Below are 26,628 nucleotides of genomic sequence, written 5' to 3'. Positions count from 1 at the left end.
CGGAGGCCAGTGATGTCATTCGTCCGCGTGCAGAACTTCTCGGTGTCGCTCGACGGCTTCGCGACCGGCGAGAACCTGTCACTCGAGGCACCTTTCGGCCACGCCGGCGAGCGCCTGCACGAGTGGATGTTCGCCACCCGCTTCGGTCGCGAGATGTTCGGCGGCACCGGCGGCTCCGAGGGGGTCGACAACGCGTTCGCCGAGCGCCACGACCGGCTCGACATCGGCGCAGAGATCATGGGTCGCGGCAAGTTCAGCGCGACCACCGGCCCCTGGACCGACCTCGGCACGGACGACGAATGGCGCGGCTGGTGGGGCGACGAGCCGCCGTTCCACACTCCCGTCTTCGTGCTCACCCACCACCCGCGGCCGTCGATCGAGATGGCGGGCGGCACCGTCTTCCACTTCATCGACGAGTCACCGCAGGACGCGCTCGCGCTCGCACGCGAGGCCGCAGGCGGTCGCGACGTGCGCATCGGCGGCGGGCCAACGATGGTGCGCGAGTTCCTCGCCGCGGGGCTCGTCGACGAGCTGCACGTCGTCGTCGTGCCGATCCTGCTCGGCCGCGGCGTGCGGCTGTGGGACGGACTCGAAGGCCTCGAAGCGGGGTACGACGTCGAGCAGGTGGCATCGCCGAGCGGGGTCGTCCACGTCACCTTCAGCCGGCGGGCGTGACGCGCGCGGCGCGGGCACGAGACATCCGCTGAACCGATCTGAACGCGAGGAAGCACACATGGGCAAGGTTGCCTGGGGATTCACGTCCTCGATCGACGGATTCATCACCGGACCCGATCACGACATGAGCTGGCTGTCGACCGGTGAATCGCTCGACGACGCCACGACGCAGCGACTCGCCGACGCCGTCGGCGTGATCATCTCGGGCCGGGCCGGCTACGACGCCGCCCTCGCGCAGCGCGACGAGCGCGACGAGCTGACCTCCGAGGCGTACGGCGGCGCCTGGTCGGGGACGGAGTTCGTGCTCACCCACCGGCCCGAGGAGCTCGCCGACGACGACACCGTCATCGCCCTGGACTGCGACGTCGTCGAGGCCGTACGGCGCGCCCAGGAGACCGCGGGCGATCGGGATGTGCAGATCATCAGCGCCGACATCGCCCGGCAAGCGCTCGAACACGATCTCATCGACGAGCTGCAGGTGTTCGTCGCACCCGTGTTCCTCGGGGACGGCACGCGGATCTTCGACGTCCCCGGTGGGAGACGCATCGAGTGGGAGCTGGTCGAGATCTACGACGACGCCCCGCGAAGCTTCGGCCGGACCTACCGACCGAAGGGCAGGAAGCCGTACTCGCCCGGCTGAGTGCGGCCGCTGGCCGCCCGGGTCGGCTGTCGAGGCGCGTGGCACTCGGTGCGGATGCTCCGCCACCGGCCTTGGCGGCTACCGACGGTTCATCGTGCCGCGCGCATGCGTTCCGCGATCGCGCCGCTCAGGCGGTCGAGCTCGATGAGCACCTCGGTGGCGCCCCAGACCCGGTCGCGCTGCCGTTTGGTGACCTCGTGGATGATGCCGTCTGCTTCGAGCCGTTCGAGCGCCGAGTAGGTGCTGGATGTCGAGCCGCCGGCAAGGCGCAAGGCGTCTTCTGTGGTGAGAACGGGATGTCTCGTGAGCTGCCCGAGGATGCGCGCAGCCGCGCTGCCGGGCCGAGGGTTCGACAGCCTCGCCCAGTAGGCGGGGAGCCCGCCGATACGGGCGGCCGAGACTTCGGCCTCCTCGGCCGAGATGCGAGTCGCCGTCAGGAGTTCGCTGACGAAGGCATCGAGTTCGCCGACGCGATAGCCGTTGACCAACGAGAAGTAGCGTTCCCGGTCGGCCGCGAGGGCACTCGCGATGGGGATCACGACGTTGCGAGTGAGTCCGCGTCGTCTCAATACGGCGTTGATGAGCGCACGGCCGATGCGTCCGTTGCCGTCCGTGAACGGGTGGATGCTCTCGAATTGGGCGTGGACGATCGCCGCCTGGGGAATGGTCGGCAGATCGTCGCGGTTCGCGAACTCGATCAGGTCCGTCATGTACCGCTCGACCGTCTCCGGCGGCGGCGGAACGTGAACGGCCCCTCGAGGCGAGTAATCCGAGCCGCCGATCCAGTTCTGCTGCGTGCGGAACGTTCCCGCGTACGGACCGTCATACGGGTCGTCGCGCATGAGCGTCGCATGGGCGGCAAGCATCTCGTCGATGGAGATAACGCCAGTCTCGCCCGCTTCGCGGATCATCTCGGCGATCGCTCGCGTGGCTGCGACCATCGAGGTCGCCGACTCGTTCGCTTTGATGCCGGCTGTCGCGCGAGCGTAGTCTTCCATGCTCGCCTCGACGTACTCGATCTTCGACGACGAGACCGCCTCCATGCGGAGCAAGACTCCGGAGAGGGCCTCGATGTGATTGGGATCGGATTCGTCGACGGTCGAAACCGCACGGATGGCCGCCTCGTTCGCGGCGGTCAATCTGGCCGGCAGCTCGTAGGAGAGCTTGGCGATCATGGGCGGCAACGAGACCTCGATCTCGGTCAGCATTCGATCGGCCCGCCCACCCCCGCGCGAAGCGCTCCGCCATGGACGCGTTTCCGAACGGTGCGCGGGCCAACCTCCGCCGCCCGCTCTGCCTGGCGTCGCCATCATGCCGCCTCCAACCCGGAATAGTCCCGCTGTTATTCCGACTTTAGCGCCCTAAGTCGGAATAACGCCGTCGCTATTCCGACATCGACGAGGTACGAGGGGGTTGGCCTGGCGCCTCCACCGGGACGGGGGTCCCGAGATCGCTCCGGCTCGGACGGTGACGTCCGCTAGGGTCGGTGCCGGAACGGCGTGTGGAGGTCTCGGGTGCCGAAGACAGCGGTCGTCGCGGGTGCGACGGGGTTCGTCGGAGCAGCGCTCGTGCGCGCGCTCACCGATGACGGATACACCGTTCGTCGGATCGGTCGCGCCGCCGACGTCACCTGGAACGACCGCGCGGCGATCGGCCGCGCCGTCGATGGCGCCGACCTGCTGATCAATCTCGCGGGCAAGTCGGTGAACTGCCGGTACACGGACGCGAACCGCGGCGAGATCCTGAGCTCACGCGTCGACACGACGCGTGAGCTCCGCGAAGCGGTCTCCGCCGCAGCTCACCCGCCCCGGGTCTGGATGAACGCCTCCACCGCCACGATCTACCGCCACAGCACGGATCGGCCGAACACCGAGTCCACCGGTCGAATCGGGCACGGGTTCTCGGTCGACGTCGCCACGAGCTGGGAGCGCGAGTTCTTCGCGGGCGACCTGCCGGAGACGCGGCGTATCGCGCTGCGCATGGCGATCGTGCTCGGCGACGGCCCTGCCACGAACCTGTTGCTCCGACTGGCGCGCTTCGGGCTCGGCGGTCCGCAGATCGACGGCCCGTGGTTCCCGCACCGGCGTTATCGAGGCATCGGCACGCACCCGACCGCTGCCGGACCCTCCTGGCATCGCACGCGAGGCCGCCAGAAGTTCAGCTGGGTGCACCTCGACGATGTCATCGAAGCCATTCGTTTCCTCCGCGATCACGACGACCTCGACGGCCCCGTCAACATCGCGAGCCACAACCCAACCGACAATCGCACCCTCATGCGCACCCTTCGGCGAGCCGTCGGCGTCCCCTTCGGCCTTCCGGCATGGCGGTGGATGCTGGAACCCGCCATGTGGGCGCTGCGAACCGAGCCCGAGCTGGTGTTGAAGAGCCGGTGGGTGCTCCCCGGGCGGCTCACCGACCACGGCTTCACGTTCGCCTTCTCCGAACTCGACGAGGCGGTCGACGACGTCGTCTCGCGACCTCGACGGCGCCGCTGACACACAGAACGGGCGGATGCCGAAGCATCCGCCCGTTCGTGAGCCACCGCGCAGCGGGGCTTAGAAGTCCCAGTCCTCGTCTTCGGTGTTGACCGCCTTGCCGATGACGTACGAGGAGCCCGACCCGGAGAAGAAGTCGTGGTTCTCGTCCGCGTTCGGGGAGAGCGCCGAAAGGATGGCCGGGTTCACGTCGGTGACCGTCTTCGGGAACATCGGCTCGTAGCCGAGGTTCATGAGGGCCTTGTTCGCGTTGTAGTGCAGGAACTTCTTGACGTCCTCGGTGAGCCCGACACCGTCGTAGAGGTCCTGCGTGTACTGCACCTCGTTGTCGTAGAGCTCGTACATCAGCGAGAACGTGTAGTCCTTGAGCTCGTCGCGCGTCGCCTGGTCGACGAGCTCGAGCCCACGCTGGAACTTGTAGCCGATGTAATACCCGTGCACGGCCTCGTCGCGGATGATGAGGCGGATCAGGTCGGCCGTGTTGGTGAGCTTCGCGCGGCTCGACCAGTACATGGGCAGGTAGAAGCCCGAGTAGAACAGGAACGACTCGAGCAGCGTCGAAGCGACCTTGCGCTTCAACGGCTCGTCGCCACGGTAATAGTCCATGACGATCGCAGCCTTCTTCTGCAGGTTCTCGTTCTCGACCGACCAGCGGAAGGCGTCGTCGATCTCCTTCGTGGAGCACAGCGTCGAGAAGATCGACGAGTAGCTCTTCGCGTGCACCGACTCCATGAACGCGATGTTGGTGTACACCGCCTCCTCGTGCGGGGTCAGCGCGTCGGGGATGAGCGACACCGCACCGACCGTGCCCTGAATGGTGTCGAGCAGCGTGAGACCCGTGAAGACCCGCATGGTGAGCTGCTGCTCTTCGGGCGTCAGCGTGTTCCACGACTGGATGTCGTTCGACAGCGGCACCTTCTCGGGCAGCCAGAAGTTGTTCACGAGACGGTTCCAGACCTCGAGGTCCTTGTCGTCCTGGATGCGGTTCCAGTTGATCGCGTTGACGTGGTCGACGAGCTTGAGCTTGCCGCCGCCGGCGTGCGCCGGGTCGTTCTTCGCGGAGTTCACCGGGTCGGTGAGGGTCATGTGGGTTCCTTCTTGAGCAAGCGGATGTCTCGGGCTGCGGTGTGGGCTACAGGGTGCAGGAGACGCACATCTCGAGCTCGGTGCCCTCGAGCGCCATCTGCCGCAAGCGGATGTAGTAGATCGTCTTGATCCCCTTCTTCCATGCGTAGATCTGCGCCTTGTTGATGTCACGCGTCGTCGCCGTGTCCTTAAAGAACAGCGTGAGCGAGAGGCCCTGGTCGACGTGCTGCGTCGCCGCGGCGTAGGTGTCGATCACCTTCTCGTAGCCGACCTCGTACGCGTCCTGGTAGTACTCGAGGTTGTCGTTCGTCATGAACGCCGCCGGGTAGTAGACGCGGCCGAGCTTGCCTTCCTTGCGGATCTCGATCTTCGATGCGATCGGGTGGATCGACGCGGTCGAGTTGTTGATGTACGAGATCGAGCCGGTCGGCGGCACCGCCTGCAGGTTCTGGTTGTAGATGCCGTGCTGCTGGATCGACGCCTTCAGCTCCACCCAGTCCTGCTGGGTCGGGATGTGCACATTCGAGTCGGCGAACAGCTGCGTGACCTTCGCCGTCTCGGGCACCCACGCCTGCTCGGTGTACTTGTCGAAGAACTCGCCCGACGCGTACTTCGAGTCCCAGAAGCCGTCGAACACCTCGCCGCGCTCGATCGCGATCGTGTTCGACGCGCGCAGCGCGTGGAACAGCACCGTGTAGAAGTAGATGTTCGTGAAGTCGACGCCCTCTTCGGAGCCGTAGAAGATGCGCTCACGGGCGAGGTACCCGTGCAGGTTCATCTGACCGAGGCCGATCGCGTGCGACTTGTCGTTGCCGTCCTCGATCGAACGCACTGAGGCGATGTGGCTCTGGTTCGACACCGAGGTGAGTCCGCGGATGGCGGTCTCGACGGTCTTGCCGAAGTCGGGCGAGTCCATGGTCAGCGCGATGTTCAGCGAACCGAGGTTGCAGCTGATGTCCTTGCCGATCTGGTCGTAGGACAGGTCTTCGTGGTACGTCGTCGGCGTGTTGACCTGCAGGATCTCGGAGCACAGGTTCGACATGTTGATGCGACCCTTGATCGGGTTGGCCGTGTTCACCGTGTCTTCGAACACGATGTACGGGTAGCCCGACTCGAACTGGATCTCGGCGAGGGTCTGGAAGAACTCGCGCGCGTTGATCTTCGTCTTCTTGATGCGCGCATCGTCGACCATGTCGCGGTAGTTCTCGCTCAGCGGCACGTCGCCGAACGGCTTGCCGTAGACCTTCTCGACGTCGTACGGCGAGAACAGGTACATGTCTTCGTTGTTCTTCGCGAGCTCGAACGTGATGTCGGGGATGACGACCCCGAGCGACAGCGTCTTGATGCGGATCTTCTCGTCGGCGTTCTCACGCTTGGTGTCGAGGAACCGCATGATGTCGGGGTGGTGCGCCGACAAGTAGACCGCACCGGCACCCTGACGGGCGCCCAGCTGGTTGGCGTAGCTGAACGAGTCCTCGAGCAGCTTCATCACGGGGATGATGCCCGACGACTGGTTCTCGATCTGCTTGATCGGCGCGCCCGACTCGCGGATGTTCGACAGCAGCAGCGCCACGCCGCCGCCGCGCTTGGACAGCTGCAACGCCGAGTTGATGCCGCGCGCGATCGACTCCATGTTGTCTTCGATGCGGAGCAGGAAGCACGAGACGAGCTCGCCGCGCTGCGCCTTGCCCGTGTTGAGGAACGTGGGCGTGGCCGGCTGGAAGCGGCCGGCGATGATCTCTTCGACGAGGTCGACCGCGAGCTTCTCGTCGCCCTGCGCGAGCCCGAGCGCGGTCATCACGACGCGGTCTTCAAAGCGCTCGAGGTAGCGCTTGCCGTCGAACGTCTTGAGCGTGTAGCTCGTGTAGTACTTGAACGCACCCAGGAACGTCTCGAAGCGGAACTTCTTCGAGTAGGCGAGGTCGTTGAGCTTCTGGATGAACTCGAACGAGTACTGCTCGAGCACCTGCGGCTCGTAGTACTCCTTCTCGACGAGGTAGTCGAGCCGCTCCTTCAGCGAGTGGAAGAAGACGGTGTTCTGGTTGACGTGCTGCAGGAAGTACTCGCGCGCGGCCTCGCGATCCTTCTCGAACTGGATCTTGCCGTCGGCGTCGTACAGGTTCAGCATCGCGTTCAGCGAGTGGTAGTCCATCGCCTGGCGCGGCGCGTCCATGAGCGCTACGCCGTCAGTTGCCGCTGCTTGAGCCAAAATTCATCCAATCCCTCATCGACGGCGCGCACGTCGTCTGGTGTTCCGAAGACTTCGAATCTGTACAGGTGCGGCACGCCGGTCTTGCGGGCGATGATGTCGCCCGCAAGCCCGTATGCGGTGCCGAAGTTGGTGTTGCCCGCGGCGATCACGCCGCGCAGGAGCCCGCGGTTCGCGGGATCGTTCAAGAATCTGATGACCTGCTTGGGCACGGCGCCGTTGCCGTCGCCCCCGCCGTAGGTCGGCACGACCAGCACGAACGGCTCCGCGGCACGCAGCGGCTGCTCACGCGCGAAGAGCGGAATGCGCGCTGCCGGACGCCCGAGCTTCTCGATGAAGCGGTGCGTGTTGCCGGACACACTCGAGAAGTAGACGAGGTTCGTCATCTGCTTCTCCTCTGTCGTGGCGTGCGGGTCTCGATACGCTCGCTGGCGCGTAGCTCACTCGAGCGACGGGATCTCCGCGCCACCCGCTGGTCGAGTAGCGCAGCGTATCGAGACCCCAGGCGAGCGAGACCTACGCGAGGCGGTCGGCGAGCTCCGAGATCTTGTCGGGGCGGAAGCCCGACCAGTGGTCTTCGTCGGTGATCACGACGGGCGCCTGCTGGTACCCCAGGCCCTTGACGTGCTCGAGCGCGCTCTCGTCGACCGAGAGGTCGAGCACCTCGTACTCGATGCCCTTGCTGTCGAGCGCGCGGTACGTGGCATTGCACTGCACGCAGGAAGGCTTGGTGTACACCGTGACCGTCATGTGTTTCCCTCGTTCTCGCGGGCTCGTGAAGAGCCGACTTCCCCCGGAGCGAGCAATGTCGCTCGCGTCCCTCAATACTACATCTTGTGGCTACCGAACGGAACGACCCCAAGATGCAGTAGTTACATTCGTGTAGTTTTCCACGGGGTTATCCACGGTCCATCCCCAGCCGGGCGTTCGCCGAGCGGCGGATTCTCGCCGCTCGGCCCCGGTTATCCACACCCGGAACCCATTCGGAGAAACTTGCCTGTGAATGGATGCCTCGGCGTGTCGCGACCGGACCCCTTGGGTGCCGAAGCACCCTCGACCCCTACATATGGTGTTGTGGCTCCCATGGTGCCACCACCCACCGACATCGCCTGCCCCATACGGGCCGTGTCGCGCGACCCCTCGCGGCGGACCGGTGAACCGACCTAGCCTGGCCCCATGACCGAGTACGCCACTTCGAGCGACGGCACGCGCATCGGCTTCGATCGGGAGGGCTCGGGCCCGCCCGTCATCCTCATCGACGGCGCCTTCCAGTTCCGTGCGTTCGACCCCGTCACGACCGAGCTCCAGCATCAGCTGGCCGCGCACGGCTTCGAGGTCGTCCGCTACGACCGGCGCGGACGGGGCGAGAGCCGGGCGGACGCGCCCATCACCCTCGCGCAGACCGTCGAGGACCTGCGCGCGCTGATCGAGGTGCTCACCGAGGGGAGCGACGACGCCGTCACGCTCTTCGGCAACTCCTCGGGCGGCGCGATCGCGCTCGCGGCCGCGGCGGCGGGCCTGCCAGTGTCGAAGATCGTCGTGTTCGAGGTGCCGCTCGATCCCGAGGCGGGCGCCGAGGGTGCCGCGTTCCTCGCGGATCTGCGCGACCGGATCGCGTTCGGCGACGGCGCCGCGACGGTCGAGTTCTTCATGCGGGACATGCCGCCCGAGTGGCTCGAGCAGTCGAAGGCGAGCGACGCCTGGCCCGTCATGACCGCGCTCGCGCCGAGCCTCGAACCCGACGCCGAGGTGCTCGCGTGGACGCAGTCGGCCCCGCGCGCCGAGCTCTGGCGCGACATCACCCAACCCGTCCTCGTGCTCGTCGGCAGCCAGACCCTCGGCGTGATGGGGCCGGCGGCCGACTCGCTCGTCGCCGACCTCGCACACGCCGAACGGCGTGAGCTCGAGGCATCCGATCACCTCTGGGACCCGCGCACACTCGCGCTCGTCATCGCCGGCTTCCTGGTCGACGGCCCGGTCGCGGGCGATCCGTCAGGCGCGTAGCGCCCGCACCGCCCGCACCGCCCGCACCGCCCGCCGCCCTTCGTACTGACCGCGCCACGTACGACCGCCTGCGCCACGTACGACGGTCGTACGCGGCGCCGACGGTCGGGCGTGGCGCGGTACGCGCGCGGGCACATCCCTCCGCGGAGCCGCCGTCACCCCTACCCGAGGGTGAGACCGGCGACCGGGGTGTCAGGGCTTGGCGGCCTTGGCGGCGGCCTTCGCGGCCTGTTTGGTCTCACGCACCTTGGCGAGCGACTCGGGGCTCACGATGTCGGCGACCGAACGGAACGACCCCTGCTCGCCGTACGCCCCCGCGGCCTCGCGCCAGCCGGGCGCCTCGAGGCCGCACTGCTTGCCGAGCAGCGCGAGGAAGATGCGCGCCTTCTGATCGCCGAAGCCGGGCAGCGCCTTGAGCCGCTTGAGCACGTCGGCTCCCGTGGGCTCGCCACGGGTCCAGATGGCGGATGCGTCGCCGCCCCACTCGTCCCAGATCGCGGCCGCGAGCGCCTGGACGCGACCGGCCATCGAGCCCGGGTAGCGATGCACGGCGGGCGTCTGCTGGAAGATCGCGACCAGCTCGTCGAGGTCGGTCGCCGCGATGGTCTCGGGATCGATCGCCCCCAGCCGCTCGCGGATCTTCAGCGGGCCCGCGAACGCCGTCTCCATCGCGACCTGCTGGTCGAGCAGCATGCCGACCAGCAGGGCGAACGGGTCCGTCGAGAGCAGCTCGTCGGCCGCGGCGTCGTCGGTGATGTGCAGGTCGTGGTTCGCCATGCGAGCCATCCTTTCATCCGGACGCCGGGCCGCGCAGTCCCGGCGCGGGTCGAGCGAATCAGGACAGGAACTGGCCGGATGCTTCGCAACACTGTCCGTACGAGAGTCGGATAGAGCCGCCGCGTCGAGCCCGACGCAACTGATCCGATGGAGGAGCAGACCATGGACTGGAAGATCGAGCTCATCTTCGTGCCGGTGACCGACGTCGACCGGGCGAAGGAGTTCTACATCGACATCGGCTTCAACCCCGACTACGACCAGAGGGTCACGGAGGGCCTGCGGTTCGTCCAGCTCACGCCACCCGGCTCGGCGTGCTCGATCGCGATCGGCGAGGGCCTCGGCAGCGGCGTCGAGCCGGGCACGCTCGACGTCATCCAGGTCGTCATCCCCGACGCCGACCGCGCGCTCGCCGACCTCGTCGAGAAGGGCGTCGACGCCGAGGGCGTCGACGAGCAGGCCTGGGGCCGGTTCGTCACGTTCCGCGACCCCGACGGCAACCGCTGGACGCTGCAGGAGCTGCCGCCACGCCCGTAGGCGCAGGCGCAGACCTGCGAGGCGCCCGTGCCGGCTCCGTTCACCGGGATCCGACCGGAGCGGACGGATCCGGCACGCCGGCCGCCTCCGCGAGGTCGAAGACGAGGTTCATACTCCTGACGTTGTCGGCGACCGTGATCCCTGCTGACGAGTCGCCCTCACACGCGGCCACGAAGTCCCGCCACGCCACGCCGAGGTCCTCATCGGCCTGCGGTGGCCTCGTCGTGGCCACCCGCCTCGGCTCCTCGCCGGAGTCGAGGTGGAGGTCGACCGCGAGGTCGCTCACGCGGAGCTCGCCGTCGCGCCCGCGGAAGACCCAGTCGCCGTCCCACGGTGTCAGCTCGCGGCGCGCCGCCCAGGTCGCCTCATACGAGACCCGCGCACCTCCGTCGAGCTCGAGGCCGGCGTCGACCGACGCGAGGCCCTCGTAGGCACAGTCGTCCGGACGCGCCGCCGTCACCGAACGCACCGTGGCCTCCGCTCCCGTGAGGAACCGAAGGAGGTCGAGATGATGGATCGCCATGTCCGCGAGCAGCGGATGTGCGAGCCGCGCGCGACCACCGTCGGTGAACTCCGGCTGCGCGAACCGGATCCGCACCTCCTCGAGCCGCCCGATCGCGGGAAGGTGCTCGCGCACGGCGCGAGCCCAGGGGCGGAATCGATAGTTCTGATCCACCAATACCGGAGTGCTCGCGGCGGCGGCGACCTCGGCGACCTCCTGCAGGTGTCGTCGGTTCGGCACGAGCGGCTTCTCGCACAGCACCGGCACGCCGCGGGCGACGGCGACACGGATCGCCGGAAGGTGCAGCTCGATGGGCAGCGTGACGATGACGGCGTCCAGCCCGCCGAGCTCGATCGCCTCGCGGAAGTGCGCCACCCGGCGCGCGTCTCCGAGGTCGGTTCGCCCGACGGCGCGGCGGCCGGCGACCGTGGCCACCGTCGCCGACGGTTCACCGCCGAGCACACGACACCACGCCTCACCCCATCGCCCCATCCCGAGGACGCCCACACGTCGTTCCATCTGCACTCCCTTCTCGCGGACGCGGAGCAATTCAGAGCGGGTGGCCACCTCTCCACAAGGCGACCACCCGCTCCGGCTCACGCGCGGATCAGACCGTGTAGCCGGTCGGCGGCGTCAGCACGCCACGCTCGATCAGCTTCTTGATGTTGCCCGCCCGCGTCTCGTGTTCACGCTGGAGCCATCCCTCGGTCGGCGGTGCGTCGAGGTACTGGTTCTTCGGGTAGATGGGCTCGTCGTAGATCGCGCGGTACTGCTCGGTGCGCAGATCCTTGAACTGGTTGTACAGGCCGTTCGCCACTCGCGCCCGCCGCAGGGCCTCGATGTCGATCGTGGTGCAGACGAAGGAGTCACCCGTCGTCCAGCCGCGCTGCTGCGTGAGGATCTGGCCACGCGGGCCGACGATCATCGACTGACCACCGAAGAGGTCCTGCACGCCGCCGTCCTCGCGGTACTCCGGCCCGAGGTTCGGCGCGACGACATAGGCCGAGTTGAACATCGCGTGGGCGCGGTTCTGCAGCTCCCACATGCCGTTCTGCACGGCCGGCTCGATGAGGGTCGGGCGGATGATGATCTCCGCGCCGTTCATGGCGAGACCGCGGGCGACCTCGGGGTACACGCCCTCGTGGCAGATCGCGATGCCGATGTTGCCGATCTCCGTCTTCGCGACCGGGAAGATCGCGTCCATGACGTTGCCGTTGCCCTTCTTCTCGATCCACTCGTCCCACACGTCGTGCGGGTTCATGTTGCCGAGCATGCCGCCCTCGTAGGCGTCGGACGTCGCCTTGTACCGCTTGTAGACGATCTCACCCTTGGGGTCGATGATGAAGGCCACGTTGAAGTGGCGGTCCGGAAAGTCATCGTCCTTGACCATGTACAGCTCGGCCGCGATGTACGTGTCGAGCTCGACGGCCTTCTTCGCGAGCTCGTCGGTCTCGGGACCGGGGATCGTGACGGCGAAGTGGCGCTCCTTCTCGCGGTTGCCCGGGAAGTTGGCGATCATGCCTTGAATGGCCATCTCAGGGATGACGACAAGCTTGACGGGCGCGCCCTCCCACCGGCCGACCATGACGGCCGTATCGATGAATTCGTTGATGCGCTTGACGTTGGCGACGCCGTCCCCGGGGTTCTTCACGTTGAACGTGCGGGGCGAGACGGCCACGACGACGAACGGGTCGATCATTGCGGTTCTCTCTCTCTTCGCTGAGGTGGAGCGGCTCAGGCACCGGGACATCCGCAGAGCCCGATTGCTGAGTTAGCGCTAACTCAGATAGAAGCACATCGTGTGCGGTGATTCAAGCGATCGCGACAAAAAGACAGGTAAATAGCGATATTTGCTGACTTTGGGAGCGCGCCCGTGCGAGCACCAGGCGGTGAGAGCGCACTACCGCCGGGCGGGAGCGGCCGTGGTCTCGCGGACCACGAGCGTCGCCGGAATGAGCGGGATGATCGCCGCATCGCCACCACGGATGCGCTCGAGCAGCGCCGTGACCGCCACCTCGCCGACCGCCTCGAAATCGAGGGTCACCGTGGTCAGCGCCGGCCTGAAGAACGCCGACTCCTGCAGATTGTCGAAGCCGACGACACTGACCTCCGCCGGAGCGGCACGACCGACCTCGTCGAACGCCTTCAAGACGCCGAGCGCGAAATGGTCGTTTGCGGCGAACACGGCGGTGACCTCTGCTCGGGCGGCGAGCACCCGACCGGCGCGATACCCGTCAGCCGGTGACCAGCCCGAGGTCGCGACCGGCCTCGGCACCGGCCGCCCCGCCTCCGCGAGCGCCTCCGCCCAGCCCCGCCGGCGCGCATCGGACGCCATCCACCCTGGCGGCCCCTGCACATGCCAGACCGTCTCGTGCCCCAGCCCGAGCAGATGCGCGACGACGGCGCGAGCACCCGAGACCTCATCGATCGAGACGCTCGTCGCGCTGGCGGGAGAGCCCTGCTGGAAGGTCACCACCGGGATACCCGCCGTCAGGTCGTCGAGCATGGAGACCGCATCCTGCAGCGGAGCGAGCACGATGATGCCGTCGACCTCGTCGGGCCCAATCGTGCGCATGGCCGCCTTGACGTCCTCCCGTTCCAGGGATCCGAGCGTCACGAGGCGGGTGGCGTAGCCATGCCGGCGGGCTTCCTCCGAGATGCCGTACAGAGCGACGGACGGACCGACCACATTGAGCTCGAAGCTGACCACGCCGATGGTTCTGGTCCGGCTGCTCGCGAGCGCGGCCGCGGCGGCATTGCGCTTATACCGCAGCTGCTCGATCGCGAGCTCGACCCGCTCGCGGATCTCCGGCGAGACGTTCGTGGCCCCGTTCACGACGCGGGACACGGTCTGTTGCGAGACCTCGGCGAGCCGCGCGACATCGATCATGCGCGGACCCTTCGCGCGTGACGCCGCCCGCTCCCGCCGTCCGGCTGCGCCGGGAGACGGCGGCTGTGTCAGCATTCCCCCATTATGTGGCCCGCTGCAGAGTTACCGCTAACTCAGCGGAATGGACGCGCCGGGGAGGTCGTGTCCCGGATGACGAGGTGCGGTTCGATCAACGGGATGTCGCCTTCGGCCTCACCACGGATCATCGCGAGGATCCGGCTCACGGCCACGTGACCGATGGCCTCGAAATCGAGGGTCACCGTGGTCAGCGCCGGTTGGTAGTACGGGGCCTCCTTGACGTCGTCGAATCCCACGACGCTCACGTCGGCCGGCACGTCGAGACCCGCTTCGTCGAGCGCCTTCATGACGCCCAGCGCGAACGGGTCGTTCGCGGCGAAGATCGCGGTCACACCCTCGGTTCGGGCGAGCTCGCGACCGACGCGATAGCCCTCGGCCGCAGACCAGTCCGTGGTCGCGAGCGGCGGCGGACCGACGCGGCCCGCCGCGGCGAGCGCTTCAGACCATCCACGGGCGCGGGCGGTGGTCGCCATCCATCCGGGCGGGCCCTCGACATGCCAGACCGTCTCGTGGCCGAGCTCGAGGAGATGGCGCACGGCCATATGCGCACCACGGACCTCGTCGATGGAGATGCTCGTGGGGCTCGGCGGGCTTCCCTGCTCGAACGTGACCACCGGGACGTCGAGGTCGAGCGCCGTGAGCACCGCGATGGCCTCATAGAGCGGAGCGAGCACGATCACCCCGTCGACGGCGTCCGACCCGACCGAGTCGAACGCGGCTCTGATCGCCGATCGTTCGAGCGAGCCGAGGGTGACGAGCCGCGTGGAATAGCCGTGCTTGCGGGCCTCCTCCGAGATGCCGTAGAGCGCCACGGACGGGCCGAGCACCGACAGCTCGAAGCTCACGACACCGATCGTCATCGTGCGGTTGCTCGCGAGCGCCGCTGCGGCCGGGTTGCGCCGGTATCGCAGCTGGGTGATCGCGAGCTCCACACGAGCCTGGATCTCGGGCGAGACGTTGGTGGCCCCGCGCACCACCCGGGAGACGGTCTGCTGAGAGACCCCCGCGAGCCGCGCGACGTCGACCATGCGCGGGCCCTTGCTTCGCGAGGCGTTGCGCGCCGCCCGGCCGGGAGACGTGTGCGTTCCGTGGTCGAGGGGCGGCTGTGCCATGCCCTCATTATCCCCGGGTCGCCGCACCTCGCCAGGATGCGGCGCCCCGGGGAGCGTGCTGTCGATCACGGCCGCCGGTAGCGCAGCACTTCCGGATGCTGGTCGTACGGCCATTCGGCGCCCTCGACCATGTACTTGCGGGTGGTGTAGCTGCCGTCCATCGTCGACGCGAGCGACGGCGGGCCGTCGAACCCGATCACGCCCCAGCCGACCCGATTCTCGTTGCCGCCGTACACGGGGTCGCCGTAGAACCCCTGGCGCGTGTTCAGCACGAGCAATGGGAAGAACTCCAGGAAGTCCTCGTTCACCGGCTGGTTCCCCGCGGGAGCCCCGCCGAGCCCGACCTGGTTGTCGTCGAGCGCGTACCGGCCCGGGCGCTCCGCGCCCGCGAGCTGCTCGAGCACCGCGTCCTGCGCGGCGTCGTCCAGCTCCACGAACGGCACACCCGACCGCTCCTGCGCGAGCCGGTCCATCTCGGCAACCCCCTCACGGTAGAACCGACGACGCTGCTCGATGCGCTCGTGCCATGCTTGTTCTTCGCGGCCCTCCATGCGGAGCCAGCCGATGCCGTCCGCCGCGGGGAAGATGAACTGCGTGCCGGCGAGCATGCGGTCGATGAATCGGACCACCTTCGCCTCGCGCGCGCCCGGATGGTGGTCGGCGGGGATGATCCTCGCCGTCGCAGCCTCGATGGTGACCCACTCGTGCTGCGTGAAGAAGATCGGCCCGTCGACGTCTCTCGTCGAGATGGGCACGGTCACCCATTCCGCCTGTCCCATGTCACTGTCCTTTCATGTCGTTCGGTTGGTTTCCCGGCGCGGTGCGCGGATCAGGCGTCGGTCCAGCCATGGCGGTCGACCTGCAGGATGCGGTCCGCGCAGCGCCAGGCGTTCGCCATGATCGTGAGCGCGGGATTGATTCCGGTCGCTGTCGGGAAGAAGCTCGCGTCGAAGACGTAGAGGTTCGGCACCTCGTGGGACCGGCACCAGCGGTCGACGACCGAGGTCGCCGGGTCGTTCCCCATCCGGGTCGTGCCGAGCTCGTGCGAGGTGTTGCCCGTGATCCGCTCCATGTTGACGGGGACCACCCGACGGGCACCCGCGGCCTCGAGGATCTCCCCGTTCTTCCGCACCTGCCACTGCTCCTGCGCGAAGTCGTTCGGGTGCGGCGTGTGCGTGATGCGCGCCACCGGCAGCCCCCACGCGTCGGTGACGGTCGGGTCGAGGTCGACGCGGTTGTCCTCCACGGGGAGGTCGTGCAGGAGGATGCCGATCTTCATGCTGTGGTTGAAGAAGTCGCGATCGGCGTCCTTCGCCGACTGACCCCACGTCGGACGGCCGGGGAAGCTCCAGTTCACGGGGTGGCCGATCATCGACGGGAAGATGAGCGATCCGAGGATGTGACCACGGCTCTCGTCGGTCTCGTAGAAGTCGAACGAGCACAGGCTCATGTAGTGGCCCGCCCAGCCGTAGAGCGGGTCGCTCACCTCGCGGTCGAAGAGTCCGACCGAGAACGAGTACTGGTGGAAGGTGGCGTTCTTGCCGACCATGCCGCTGCCGTTGCCGAGGCCGTCGGGAAAGAGCGCCGACTTCGACATGAGCAGGAGGCGCGGAGTCTCGATGCCGCCCCCGCAGACGATCACGGCCTTGCCGTACTGGACGAACTCGTCGCCGTCCTCGTCCTGGTACCGCACGCCCGTCGCACGGCCGTCCCTGCCGACCAGGATCTCACTGACGTAGCAGTCGGGCCGGAGATCGTAGTTGCCCGTGGCGATGGCGTCCGGGATGAAGCTGATGAGCGTCGACGACTTGCCCGATCCGGGATCCGGGTACTGCTGCCAGAACCCGTTCTCGCTGAACGGCTCGCGCCCGCGGTAGGGCTCGGTCACCATGCCCTGCGGCATCGGGAACGTGCTGTGGCCGAGCTTCGACATCGCCGTCGCGAAGGTGCGGCCGATCTGGCTCAGGGGCGAGGGCTTGGTGGGGTAGCCGCGGCTGCGCCACGCCTCCCACTTGTTCGCCCCGGCCAGGCCCGACGTGCCGAACTCCCACTCGACGCGCGTGTAGTACGGCTCGAGCTCGTCGTAGGTGATCGGCCAGTCGACGAGGCTCGCGCCCGGCACGTCGCCATGCAGCGAGCGCAGCTTGAAGTCGCTTTCGGTCATGCGCGGCACCATGCCGCCCCAGTGCGTCGTGCCGCCGCCCACGACCTGCGGGGTCGCCGAGAAGTTCGTGACCACCGCCTCCTCCCGATCATTGGGCCGGTAGGTGCGCGGCTTGATCTTGGGGTCCTGCCAGATGAAGTTCCGGTTGAGGAACTTGAGCTCGTCGCCGGACGCGTGCTCGGGCTTCAGCCACGGGCCGCGCTCCAGGCCGACGACCTTGAGTCCGGCTTCGGACAGCACTTTCGCCGCCGTCGCGCCGCCGGCTCCCGCCCCGACGATGACGACGTCGACCGGCTCGGGCTGCTGCTTTCGGTTCATGGATGTGTTTCCTCTCTGTATACGCTGCGAGGACGCGCGGCTCAGGCCGCGTCCGACTCGATGCCGTGGCGGCCCACCGCGGCGAGGGGCAGGAGCTCCGACCAGAGCTCGTCGGGGATCTCGACGTCGAGGAGGCGGATGGTCTCCTCGACCCGGCTCGGACGGCTCATGCCGACGATGGTCGAGGTCACGCGATCGTCGCGAACGGAGAACTGCAGGGCGGCCGCGGCCAGCGGCACGCCGTAGCGCTCGCACAGCGCCTCCATCCGCAGCACGCGGTCGATGGTCGACGGCCCGACGGGCGCGTAGCAATAGCGCGGGACCGCGCGCGGGCCCTTCACGAGCATGCCGCCGCCGAACGGGGCCGCGTTCACGAATGCGACGCCGCGACGCGCCGCGTCGTCGAGCAGCGGTTCCGCCGTCTGCTCCACGAGGGTGTACCGGTTGTGGCTGATGACCGCGTCGAACGCCTCGGTCGCGAGGTACTGCAGCTCGAGGTCGATCGGGCCGCCTGCGACCCCGAGCGAACCGATGACTCCCTGGTCGCGCAACTCGATGAGCGCCTCCAGCGGTCCGCCCGGTGCGACGCCCTCCTCGAAGGAGATCTTCTCGGGATCGTGCAGGTAGACCAGTTGCAGCCGGTCCAGCCCGAGTCGCTCCAGGCTCTCTTCCACGGATCGACGGACCCGATCACCGGAGAAGTCCGTGGTGCCCGGGATGGGGTCGACCTTCGTGGCGATGACGACGCCCTCCGGGATGCCGCCCGCCTCGGCGATCGCACGTCCGATGCGCGCCTCGCTCGCTCCCCCGCCGTACTCGTTCGAGGTGTCGATGAAGGTGAACGGGCTGTCGAAGACCCGGCGGATCGTGGCGACCGCGGTGTCCTCGTCGACCTCGTAGCCGTACTGGGCGGGGAAGCTGCCGAGCGCGCTCGTGCCCACGCACACGCTGGAGACGTCGAGGCCGGTGCGGCCGAGTGGACGGAGAGACATGACTGGTTCCTGCTTTCTGGTGGGGATGGATTCGAAGTTCGGCGACAGCTTCGCGCTCTCGCGGAGCACGAGCCTGGGTCGGACGGGCGGAGCAGGCCCCGGCTCGCCCCCGTCCATGAGCCGCAGCAGCTGGTCCACCGCGAGCCGGCCGACCTCGGCGAAGTCGAAGTCGACCGTCGTCAAGGCGGGTCGGAAGTAGGCGGACTCGGGCACGCCGTCGAAGCCGACGACGCTCACGTCGCCCGGCACCCGAAGGCCCGCGTCGGCGAACGCCTTCATGACCCCGAGCGCCATCTGATCGTTCGCGGCGAAGACCGCGTGCACCGCTCCTGAGCGCGCGAGCCGGCGACCGGCGAGGTAGCCGGACTCGGTGGTCCAATCCCCCGCGATGGGCGGAGGCGTCACCGCGCCGCGCTCGGTGAGTGCCGCCGACCAGCCCTCGAGCCGGGCGGTGGTGCCGAGCCAGCCGGCAGGCCCGCTGACGTGGTGGACCGTCGGATGCCCCGCGTCGAGCAGCGCCTCCGTCGCGAGCCTCGCACCCGCCACCTCGTCGGTCGAGATCCGTTCGGTCGCCGGGCCGCCGCCCGGGTGGAAGATCACGAGCGGCACGTCCGCCTCGAGCTCGTCCAGCGCCGACCGGGCGGCAGCGATGGGTGCGAGCACGATGATGCCGTCGACGCTGTCGGCGGTCAGGTGGTCCAGCGCACGCCGCATGGTGTCGCGATCCACATCGACGAGGCTGACGATGTCGGTCGCGTAACCGGCTCGGCGAGTCTCCTCGGCGATGCCCGTGAGCGTGAGTGCGGGGCCGTACTGGGCGAGTCCGAAGCTGATCACGCCGACGCTCATGCTGCGGCTGGTCGCGAGCGCCCTGGCCGCAGGGTTGCGACGGTAGCGCAGGCGCTGGATGGCCTGCTCGACGCGCTCCCGCACCTCGGGGGTGACGCCGCCGGCCTGATTCATCACACGCGAGACGGTCTGATGCGAGACACCGGCGAGACGCGCGACATCGATCATGCGCGGGCCGCGCGTGGCGGTGGGTTCACGGCGCACGGGACCCTCCCTCCCTGGGCTGCGTGGATGTGGGCTGCGGTCGCGGGACGGGCGTCAGACGGGACGTGCTCTCCCTCGTCCGAAATGCCTGGAGAAGAAGCCCGAGATCCGCTGCACGCCGCCCGCGCTCGACAGGAAGACGGCGATCACGATGACGGCGCCCTTGATCACGAGCTGCGGCTCGGAGGAGATGCCGACGAGGTTCATGATGTTGATGATCGTCGCGAGCACGAAGACGCCGATGACGGCGCTGATCGGGTCGCCCTTGCCGCCCATGAGCGACGCCCCTCCGACGACGACCGCGGCGATCGCGTCCAGCTCGTATCCGACGCCGATGAGCGAGCTGCCCTGCCGAAGCTGGGCTGCCGCGATGAGACCCGCGAGCCCGGCGAGCAGGCCGGACAGGGTGTACGTGATGATGAGGTTGCGGGCGACCGGCAGGCCCGAGAGGCGAGCCGCCTCGGGATTGCCGCCGATGGCGTACAGCGAGCGCCCGAACGTCGTGAACTTCGCGACGAGCGCGGCGATCACCGCGACGACGATGAAGATGACGACCGGGTTGCGCACGCCGAGCACGGTGCCCGTCGCGAACGCCTCGATGAAGGACTGGTCGAGGATCTGGATGAGGCTCGTCGACTGGATGATGTAGCTGAAGCCCTTCACCGCGCTCATCATCGCGAGCGTCGCGATGAACGGCGGGATGTGCAGCCAGACGACCAGGAGTCCGTTGATGAACCCGGCGATCGCGCAGCAGAACAGCGTGAACACGACCGACAGCCCGGCGGACATGCCCGATTGCAGCGTCAGCGCCACGATCACGGTCGACATGGCGAGGATCGAGCCCACCGACAGGTCGATGCCGCCGGTGAGGATCACGAAGAACTGCCCGATGGCGAGCACGGCGACGATCGAGGCCGCGGCGATCACGTTCTCGGCATTGCGGATCGTGAGGAAGTCGGCCGAGACGTAGTACCCGATCACGATGATGGCGATCAGCACGAGGATCAGGTAGCTCTTCGGCAGCGCGCGCCGCGCGAGGTCCTTCAGCCTCGCGCCGGCGCCGGGGGCCTGAGGCCGGTCGCCGCCTCGTTCGGGCGGGGACTGCAAGGTGGTGTGCGACATGATGATTCGTTCTCCTGGGTGGATCGGACCTGATGGCGTCGGTGCGGCTCAGGCGAAGCGTTCGAGGATGGCGTGACCGTGCGGGTCGATCTGGTCGTGGGTGAGCTCGTCGACGACGCGTCCCCTGGCCATGACGAGGACCCGGTCGCACATCATCGCCTCGGTGATCTCGGAGCTCGCCACCACGACCGTGCCGCCGGCTTTCGCGAACTCGCGGATGAGCTCGTACATGTCCTCTTTGGCGCCCACGTCGACGCCTCGCGTCGGCTCGTCGCAGACGAGGATCCTCGCGTCACGCACGAGCCAGCGGGCCAGGATCGCTTTCTGCTGGGTACCGCCGGAGAGCGTCTTCAGCGATTGACCGACGCCCGAGACCTTCATGCCGAGCCTGGTCACCATGTCGGCCGCGACGCGCTTCTCACGTCGGGAGTCGATCACGCTCAGCCGGCTGAACATCGGCAGGCTCGCCAGCGTGATGTTGGCGGCGACGCCCATGTCCGGGACGAAGCCCGCCGCTTTGCGGTCCTGCGGGAGCAGGCCGATGCCACGGCGGATCGCGTCCCGGGGCGCGGCGAAGTCCACGTCGTCTCCGTCGACTCGAATCCTGCCCGACGTGCGTTTCCGCGCCCCCGCGATGAGGCCGGCGAGTTCGGACTGGCCGCTGCCGATGAGTCCGGAGAGCCCGAGGACCTCGCCGGCGCGCAGCTCGAACGACACATCGTCGACGCTGCCCTCCTCGGAGAGGCCCTCGACCTGGAGGATGACCTCGTCTCGTGCTCCCGGGCCGAGCCGCGGCGAACGCTCGCCGCGGAGCGCGGCATCGGCGATCGAGCCCTCGAGGCTCTTGCCGACCATCGCCGTCACCACGTCGGCGGGCTTCGAATCCGCGGTCTGCAGGTCAGCGGCATTGACGCCGTCGCGGAGGACGGTCACGGCATCGCACAGGGAGTAGAGCTCGTCCATGCGGTGCGAGATGTAGAGCAGCGTGACACCCTGCTCTGACAGGCTGCGGAGCACCGTGAACAGCCGTTCGACGTCCGGCAGCGGCAGCGTGGAGGTGGGCTCGTCGAGGAGGAGCACCCTGGCGTCCTTGTGCAGCGCCTTCGCGAGCTCGACGGCCTGCTGTTCGGCGGTGGAGTAGCTTCCGACCGGCCGGCGCACATCGAGATGGAAGCCGACCCGGTCGAGTGCGTTGCGGGCCTCGGCCTGCATCCGCCCCCAGTTCACGGCCGCTCCGCCGCGCTTCGGCAGCCGGCCGAGGAAGATGTTCTCGGCGACCGAGAGCGAAGGCACGAGCGAGAGTTCCTGGTAGATGGTGTGGATGCCCGCGTGCTGGGCGTCCATCGGCTCTCGGAAGCGCTGCACTTCACCGCCCAGCCGGATCGTGCCCGCATCGGGCGCTTCAGCGCCCGAGAGGATCTTCACGAGTGTCGACTTCCCCGCACCGTTCTGACCCGCGAGCGCGTGGATCGAGCCGCGGCGGACGCTGAAGCTCACACCCTTCAGCGCTTGCACGCCGGGGTAGGACTTGGTGATGCCGTCGAGCTGCAGTTCAGGAACCGCGAGTTCGGCGCCGACCGCCTCGAGACGGACGGCGGCGTCGGCCGCGTCGGCGGGGCCGGCCGCGTCGGCGGCGCCGGCCGGTTGGTTCGCAAGCATCGTTGCTCCTTCGTGCGTGGGGATGCGGATGGTGGGGCCGGCCCCGGAGGCACCGGAGCCGGCCCGAAGGGTCACTCGCCCTGAGCCCGGACGTACGTGTCCTCGGCCACGTAGTAGTCCGCTGCGTTCTCCGGGGTCACGACCGTGGTGTCGATGTACAGCGTCCCTTCGGGGCAGGCCGACTGGTCGTCGTTGTACGCGGCGAGCGCCATCTTCACGGCGGTCGCACCCTGATCCCATGGCTGGTTCGACGCCGTCGCCTGCAGCGGGCCGTCGGGGTCATCCATCATCTCTTTGACGGACACCATGCCGCCGTCGTAGCTGGCGAGGATGATCCCGTCGCCCCAGAGCCCCGCCTGCTGCAGGCCCTGCACCACGCCGCCGTTCATGACGTCGCTCATGCTGTAGACGACCTTGAGGTCGGGGTTGGCCGTGGCGACGTCGCGGATCGGCGCGAGCGCCTTGTCGGGCTTCCACTCGCCGTACTTCGTCTCCAGTTTGACGGTCGAGACGCCGGCGTGCTCCGCCATGATGCGCTCCCAGCCCTCCATGAAGCCGTTGAAGCGGAGGTCGCTGAGGACGTCGCCGGGGAAGCCGCCGATACCGACGACCTTCATCTCGCCCGCGTCGCCGAACTTCTCGAGCGCCCTGTTCGCGGCCACCTCGCCGGCGAGCGAACCCGTGTACCCCTGGTCCTCGGCGACGTAGCAGAACATGTCGGCGACGAGCGATTCGTCGAGGTTCGAGTTGACGGTGACGAGCGGGATGCCGGCCGCCTTGAGCGCGTCGACCGACGGTCCGACGCCGATCGGGTCGTTCGCGTTCATGATGACCACGTCGACGCCCTTGGTGATGAGCGTCTGGATGTCCGCGTTCTGACGGACGGTGTCGCCGTTCGCGTCGAGCAGCTCGATCCGGGCGCCGATCTTCTCGGCCTCGGCCTCGCCTCCTTCGACGAGGGTCTTCCACCAGTCGCTGCCGCTGATGCCACGCTGGCTCCAGCCGATGACCAGGCCTTCGCCGGACGCCTTGTCCTCCTCGGTCGTGGCGCCGCCGTCGGCGCGACAACCGGAGAGGGCGAGGGCCGCGACGGCGAGCGCCGCGGCGGCGAGCTGCCGCCGGCGTCGTGACACACGTGCTGAGGGGTTCGCCATGCCAACACTCCTTTGTGCTTGGGGACGACCCGTCTATGGGCCGTCGGTGACCCGAAGGTATCGCAGTGTTAGCGCACTATCAAGGGGGGTTTTCGACGATGGCCACCGAATGAACCCCGCCCGCATTCCGGAACACGCGCCCGACTCGGCTATAAACGCCTGATAAAAAGATATTTACATTATTACCGCGTGAGAGGTCGATGGCGTCACCATGCGCGGGTCAGTCGCCACTATGAACCTAGACAGTGATCGCTAACTTTCGGATCGCTCTGCACGACCAGGCGCGCCGGCGCCGAGCCCCGTTGGTCGAGTAGTGAGCGCCAGCGAGCGTATCGAGACCCGGTGTCCCGACCTCGAGACCGGGTCACCGGGGTCTCGATACGCGTGCTCGTTCCTCGCGCGCTACTCGACCAGCGAGGGGGCGGCGCGGTACTCGCGCGCTACTCGACCGGCGAGGGCGGCGGCGTTGTGCTCGCGCGCACGACGAGGTCCGGCACGCGTGCCGTCCGGTCGGGTGCGTGCGCGTCGTCGCGCATCGCGTCGAGCACGGTCGCCATGACGTCGCGACCGAGCCAGTCGAAGTCCTGCCGCACCGTCGTCAGCGCGGGCGTGAAGTACGCGGCTTCGGGGATGTCGTCGAATCCCACGATGCTGAGCGCATCCGGCACGGCGACGCCCGCCTCGTGGCAGGCGTGCAACAGACCGAGCGACATCTGATCGTTCCCGACGAAGACGGCCGTCGCCCAGCCCTCCGCGAGCAGTGACCGGCCGACCTCGTACCCCGAGGCCGCGAGCCATTCACCCGCGAACGGCGCGCGCAGCTCGAGCGAGTGCTCGCGCATGACGTCGGTCCAGCCGCGGCGCCGCTCCGCGGCATCCATCGAGTCCGAGGGCCCCGTGACGTGCGCGATTCTGCGGTGGCCGAGCCCGATCAGGTGCTCGGTCGCGAGCCGGGCACCCGCGTACTGGTCGAGTGAGACACGATGCACGCGGCGCGCGCCAGTGACGCCAGTGGCGCCGGTCGCGGCGCCGCGCGGTCCGCCCGCGCCCTCCGACGCCACCGCGACGAGCGGGACCCCCGCCTCGATGCCGCGCAGCACCTCGGACGCCTCACGCTCGCCCGCGATCAGCACGATCGCCTCGACGCGTTGCAGCACGAGCCGGTGCACGGCCTGCCGGAGCGCGACCGCGTCGAGCGTGCGCATGCTCGCCTGGCTCACGGTGTACCCGGCGTCGCGCGCAGCCTCGTTGAAGCCGAGGGCCGCGCTCGACGGCCCGTAGTCCGGGCGACCCGCCTGGATGAGCCCGATCGAGCCCGAGCGGCGCTTCGCCATCGCGCGCGCAGCGGGAGACGGCGTGTACCCGAGCTCGGCGATCGCCTGCTCGACGCGAACCTTCGTTGCCGCCGCGACACCCGTCAGACCATTGAGCACGCGCGAGACGGTCTGATGCGACACGCCCGCGCGGCGCGCGACGTCGAACATGGTCGGCACGCCGGCCGAACCTGGCGGCTCGACGGGCGAGACCTCGGGTGAGCCATCCGGCCCACCCGGCGCATCCACACGAGCCTCGCTCACACGACCCGACCTCCCGGCGCCTCGAGTCCCTAGAGGCCTTGGGCCAACCGGTAGTACGCCTGGTTCCACCGTACTTCGTCGACGAACCCGCGCTGCGTCGTCTGCTCGTCGATGACCAGCAGCTCGAGCTTCGCCATCTCGGCGAAGTCGCGGAAGACCTCGACGCCCACGGCCGTCGACATGACCGAGTGGTGCGCGGCGCCAGCGGTGAGCCAGGCGGCGGCACTCGTCGGGAAGTCGGGTGCGGGCTTCCAGATCGCGCGCCCGACCGGCAGGTTGGGCAGCGGATGCCTCGGGGCCACGTTCTCGACCACGTTGGCCGTCAGCCGGAAGCGGTCGCGGAGGTCGCTCAGCGCGACCACGATGGCCGGCCCCGGGTCGGCCGTGAACACGAGCCGCACCGGGTCGTCCTTGCCGCCGATGCCGAGCGGATGGATCTCGAGCGACGGACGGGCCGTCGTGAGCGAGGGCGAGACCTCGAGCATGTGCGAGCCGAGGATCAGCTCGTCTCCGGGCGTGAGGTCGTACGTGTAGTCCTCCATGAGGCTCGCGCCGCCGGGCAGCCCCGCGCCCATGACGTTCGCGATGCGCACCAGCACCGCGGTCTTCCAATCGCCCTCGGCACCGAACCCGTAGCCCTCGGCCTGCAGGCGCTGCACGGCCAGGCCGGGCAGTTGCTTGAGAGCGCCGAGATCCTCGAAGCTCGTCGTGAACGCCCCGAAGCCGCCCTCCTCGAGGAACGATCTGAGGCCGAGCTCGATCGCGGCACCGTCGCGCAGCGAGCCGTGGCGCTCACCTCCGCGACGCAGCTCGGGCACGACGTCGTACAGGTCCTCGTACTCCTGCACGAGCACGTCGACCTCGGCGTCGGTCGCGGCGGCGACCGCCTCGGCGAGCTCGTTGACCCCCCAGGTGTTCACCTGGACGCCGAGCCTGATCTCGGCCTCGGTCTTGTCACCCTCGGTCACCGCGACGAAGCGCATGTTGTCGCCGAACCGCGCGAGCTTGAGGTCGCGGCTCGCCGCAAGCCCCGCGGCGGCGCGCTGCCAGGTCGCGAGCTCGCGCTGCACGCGCGGGTCGGTCGCGTGCCCCACGATCGTCTTGCGGGGCACGCCGAGGCGGGTCTGGATGTAGCCGAACTCGCGGTCGCCGTGCGCGGCCTGGTTCAGGTTCATGAAGTCGAAGTCGATCTCGCCCCACGGCAGCTCGACGTTCGCCTGCGTGTGCAGATGCGCGAGCGGCTTCTGCAGCGCCTCGAGCCCCGCGATCCACATCTTCGCCGGGCTGAACGTGTGCATCCAGGTCACGACACCGATGACCTGGGGGGCCGCGTTGGCCTCGAGCATGACGCGCTTGATCGCCGCCGAGTCGGTGAGCACGGGACGCCAGACGACCTTCACCGGAACGGCGGATGCCTCGTCGAGCTGTTCAGCGACCCGCTGCGACTGCTCGGCGACCTGGCGCAGCGTCTCCTCGCCGTAGAGGTGCTGACTGCCGGTGAGGAACCAGACCTCGAGCTGGTCGAGGCTCGTCGTGAGTGGCGTGCGGGTCATGGCGTCTGCTTTCTGTCCGGCGGTCTGGTGGTTG

Annotated in this window: 23 protein-coding genes and 1 pseudogene; 5 read left to right on the top strand and 19 right to left on the bottom strand. The window is 68.4% G+C overall.

All coding sequences use genetic code 11. The features are described 5' to 3' along the window. Positions 1-12: 12 nt before the first annotated feature. Both RH864_RS06820 and RH864_RS06815 read left to right on the top strand, forming a co-directional pair. Complete coding sequence (locus RH864_RS06820) at positions 13-675, top strand: dihydrofolate reductase family protein (RefSeq protein WP_310516775.1); 663 nt, start codon at positions 13-15, stop codon at positions 673-675. A gap of 58 nt (positions 676-733) precedes the next feature. Further along, entirely contained in the window at positions 734-1,315 is a 582-nt protein-coding gene (locus RH864_RS06815; protein ID WP_310516774.1) for a dihydrofolate reductase family protein, read from the top strand. Between the two features lie 89 nt (positions 1,316-1,404). On the opposite strand, the gene RH864_RS06810 is transcribed toward RH864_RS06815, so the two are convergent. Then, a complete protein-coding gene (locus tag RH864_RS06810; protein WP_310516773.1) occupies positions 1,405-2,226 on the bottom strand; it encodes a Fic family protein in 822 nt (273 codons plus the stop codon). 603 nt (positions 2,227-2,829) lie between these two features. Between RH864_RS06810 and RH864_RS06805 the strand changes: the two genes are divergently transcribed. After that, the gene (locus RH864_RS06805) at positions 2,830-3,810 is read left to right on the top strand and encodes an epimerase (protein ID WP_310516772.1); all 981 of its coding nucleotides are present in this window, start codon (positions 2,830-2,832) and stop codon (positions 3,808-3,810) included. A 60-nt stretch (positions 3,811-3,870) separates the two neighbouring features. On the opposite strand, the gene nrdF is transcribed toward RH864_RS06805, so the two are convergent. From nrdF to nrdH, 4 genes are all read right to left on the bottom strand, one after another. Beyond that, on the bottom strand, positions 3,871-4,896 hold the full coding sequence (gene nrdF, locus RH864_RS06800) for a class 1b ribonucleoside-diphosphate reductase subunit beta (protein WP_310516771.1): 1,026 nt from the start codon (positions 4,894-4,896) through the stop codon (positions 3,871-3,873). Positions 4,897-4,942: 46 nt separating this feature from the next. Then, the gene (nrdE, locus tag RH864_RS06795; RefSeq protein ID WP_310516770.1) at positions 4,943-7,069 is read right to left on the bottom strand and encodes a class 1b ribonucleoside-diphosphate reductase subunit alpha; all 2,127 of its coding nucleotides are present in this window, start codon (positions 7,067-7,069) and stop codon (positions 4,943-4,945) included. 5 nt (positions 7,070-7,074) lie between these two features. Further along, positions 7,075-7,491 (bottom strand): class Ib ribonucleoside-diphosphate reductase assembly flavoprotein NrdI, encoded by a 417-nt coding sequence (gene nrdI / locus RH864_RS06790; protein ID WP_310516769.1) that lies wholly within the window; start codon positions 7,489-7,491, stop codon positions 7,075-7,077. Positions 7,492-7,621: 130 nt separating this feature from the next. Further along, the gene (gene nrdH, locus RH864_RS06785; protein ID WP_310516768.1) at positions 7,622-7,855 is read right to left on the bottom strand and encodes a glutaredoxin-like protein NrdH; all 234 of its coding nucleotides are present in this window, start codon (positions 7,853-7,855) and stop codon (positions 7,622-7,624) included. Positions 7,856-8,281: 426 nt separating this feature from the next. On the opposite strand from nrdH, the gene RH864_RS06780 reads away from it, so the two are divergent. Beyond that, positions 8,282-9,109 carry an alpha/beta fold hydrolase gene (locus RH864_RS06780; RefSeq protein ID WP_310516767.1) on the top strand — a complete coding sequence of 276 codons (828 nt, stop codon included), beginning with the start codon at positions 8,282-8,284 and terminating at the stop codon, positions 9,107-9,109. A 192-nt stretch (positions 9,110-9,301) separates the two neighbouring features. On the opposite strand, the gene RH864_RS06775 is transcribed toward RH864_RS06780, so the two are convergent. Beyond that, a complete protein-coding gene (locus RH864_RS06775) occupies positions 9,302-9,886 on the bottom strand; it encodes an HhH-GPD-type base excision DNA repair protein (protein ID WP_310516766.1) in 585 nt (194 codons plus the stop codon). Positions 9,887-10,048: 162 nt separating this feature from the next. On the opposite strand from RH864_RS06775, the gene RH864_RS06770 reads away from it, so the two are divergent. Then, positions 10,049-10,420 carry a VOC family protein gene (locus tag RH864_RS06770; RefSeq protein ID WP_310516765.1) on the top strand — a complete coding sequence of 124 codons (372 nt, stop codon included), beginning with the start codon at positions 10,049-10,051 and terminating at the stop codon, positions 10,418-10,420. A gap of 40 nt (positions 10,421-10,460) precedes the next feature. Here the strand turns inward: RH864_RS06770 and RH864_RS06765 are convergent, their stop codons facing one another. The 13 genes and pseudogenes from RH864_RS06765 to araA all read right to left on the bottom strand — a co-directional run bounded on the left by RH864_RS06765 (position 10,461) and on the right by araA (position 26,594). After that, a complete protein-coding gene (locus RH864_RS06765) occupies positions 10,461-11,441 on the bottom strand; it encodes a Gfo/Idh/MocA family protein (RefSeq protein ID WP_310516764.1) in 981 nt (326 codons plus the stop codon). Between the two features lie 88 nt (positions 11,442-11,529). After that, a complete protein-coding gene (locus RH864_RS06760; RefSeq protein ID WP_310516763.1) occupies positions 11,530-12,621 on the bottom strand; it encodes a nitrilase-related carbon-nitrogen hydrolase in 1,092 nt (363 codons plus the stop codon). Positions 12,622-12,822: 201 nt separating this feature from the next. Further along, complete coding sequence (locus RH864_RS06755) at positions 12,823-13,812, bottom strand: LacI family DNA-binding transcriptional regulator (RefSeq protein ID WP_310516762.1); 990 nt, start codon at positions 13,810-13,812, stop codon at positions 12,823-12,825. Positions 13,813-13,925: 113 nt separating this feature from the next. Then, the gene (locus RH864_RS06750; protein WP_310517041.1) at positions 13,926-14,918 is read right to left on the bottom strand and encodes a LacI family DNA-binding transcriptional regulator; all 993 of its coding nucleotides are present in this window, start codon (positions 14,916-14,918) and stop codon (positions 13,926-13,928) included. Positions 14,919-15,067: 149 nt separating this feature from the next. Continuing rightward, a complete protein-coding gene (locus RH864_RS06745) occupies positions 15,068-15,781 on the bottom strand; it encodes a gluconate 2-dehydrogenase subunit 3 family protein (RefSeq protein ID WP_310516761.1) in 714 nt (237 codons plus the stop codon). Positions 15,782-15,831: 50 nt separating this feature from the next. Continuing rightward, the gene (locus RH864_RS06740) at positions 15,832-17,484 is read right to left on the bottom strand and encodes a GMC family oxidoreductase (protein ID WP_310516760.1); all 1,653 of its coding nucleotides are present in this window, start codon (positions 17,482-17,484) and stop codon (positions 15,832-15,834) included. A 41-nt stretch (positions 17,485-17,525) separates the two neighbouring features. Further along, the gene (locus RH864_RS06735; protein ID WP_310517040.1) at positions 17,526-18,476 is read right to left on the bottom strand and encodes an aldo/keto reductase; all 951 of its coding nucleotides are present in this window, start codon (positions 18,474-18,476) and stop codon (positions 17,526-17,528) included. Positions 18,477-18,542: 66 nt separating this feature from the next. After that, a pseudogene (locus tag RH864_RS06730) lies at positions 18,543-19,493 on the bottom strand (LacI family DNA-binding transcriptional regulator); the annotation flags it as partial. Between the two features lie 90 nt (positions 19,494-19,583). Next, entirely contained in the window at positions 19,584-20,651 is a 1,068-nt protein-coding gene (locus tag RH864_RS06725; protein WP_310516759.1) for an ABC transporter permease, read from the bottom strand. A 48-nt stretch (positions 20,652-20,699) separates the two neighbouring features. Beyond that, positions 20,700-22,310 carry a sugar ABC transporter ATP-binding protein gene (locus tag RH864_RS06720; protein ID WP_310516758.1) on the bottom strand — a complete coding sequence of 537 codons (1,611 nt, stop codon included), beginning with the start codon at positions 22,308-22,310 and terminating at the stop codon, positions 20,700-20,702. 71 nt (positions 22,311-22,381) lie between these two features. Then, positions 22,382-23,464: a sugar ABC transporter substrate-binding protein gene (locus RH864_RS06715; protein WP_310516757.1), complete on the bottom strand. Its 1,083-nt coding sequence runs from the start codon at positions 23,462-23,464 to the stop codon at positions 22,382-22,384. 440 nt (positions 23,465-23,904) lie between these two features. Beyond that, complete coding sequence (locus tag RH864_RS06710; RefSeq protein ID WP_310516756.1) at positions 23,905-25,041, bottom strand: LacI family DNA-binding transcriptional regulator; 1,137 nt, start codon at positions 25,039-25,041, stop codon at positions 23,905-23,907. Between the two features lie 29 nt (positions 25,042-25,070). Next, positions 25,071-26,594, bottom strand: a complete 1,524-nt coding sequence (gene araA / locus RH864_RS06705; RefSeq protein ID WP_310516755.1) for an L-arabinose isomerase — start codon at positions 26,592-26,594, stop codon at positions 25,071-25,073. Between the last annotated feature and the right edge of the window lie 34 nt (positions 26,595-26,628).

Source organism: Agromyces aerolatus (genome assembly GCF_031432255.1).
Lineage (GTDB): Bacteria > Actinomycetota > Actinomycetes > Actinomycetales > Microbacteriaceae > Agromyces.
This window is presented reverse-complemented; position numbering and strand designations above follow the sequence as displayed.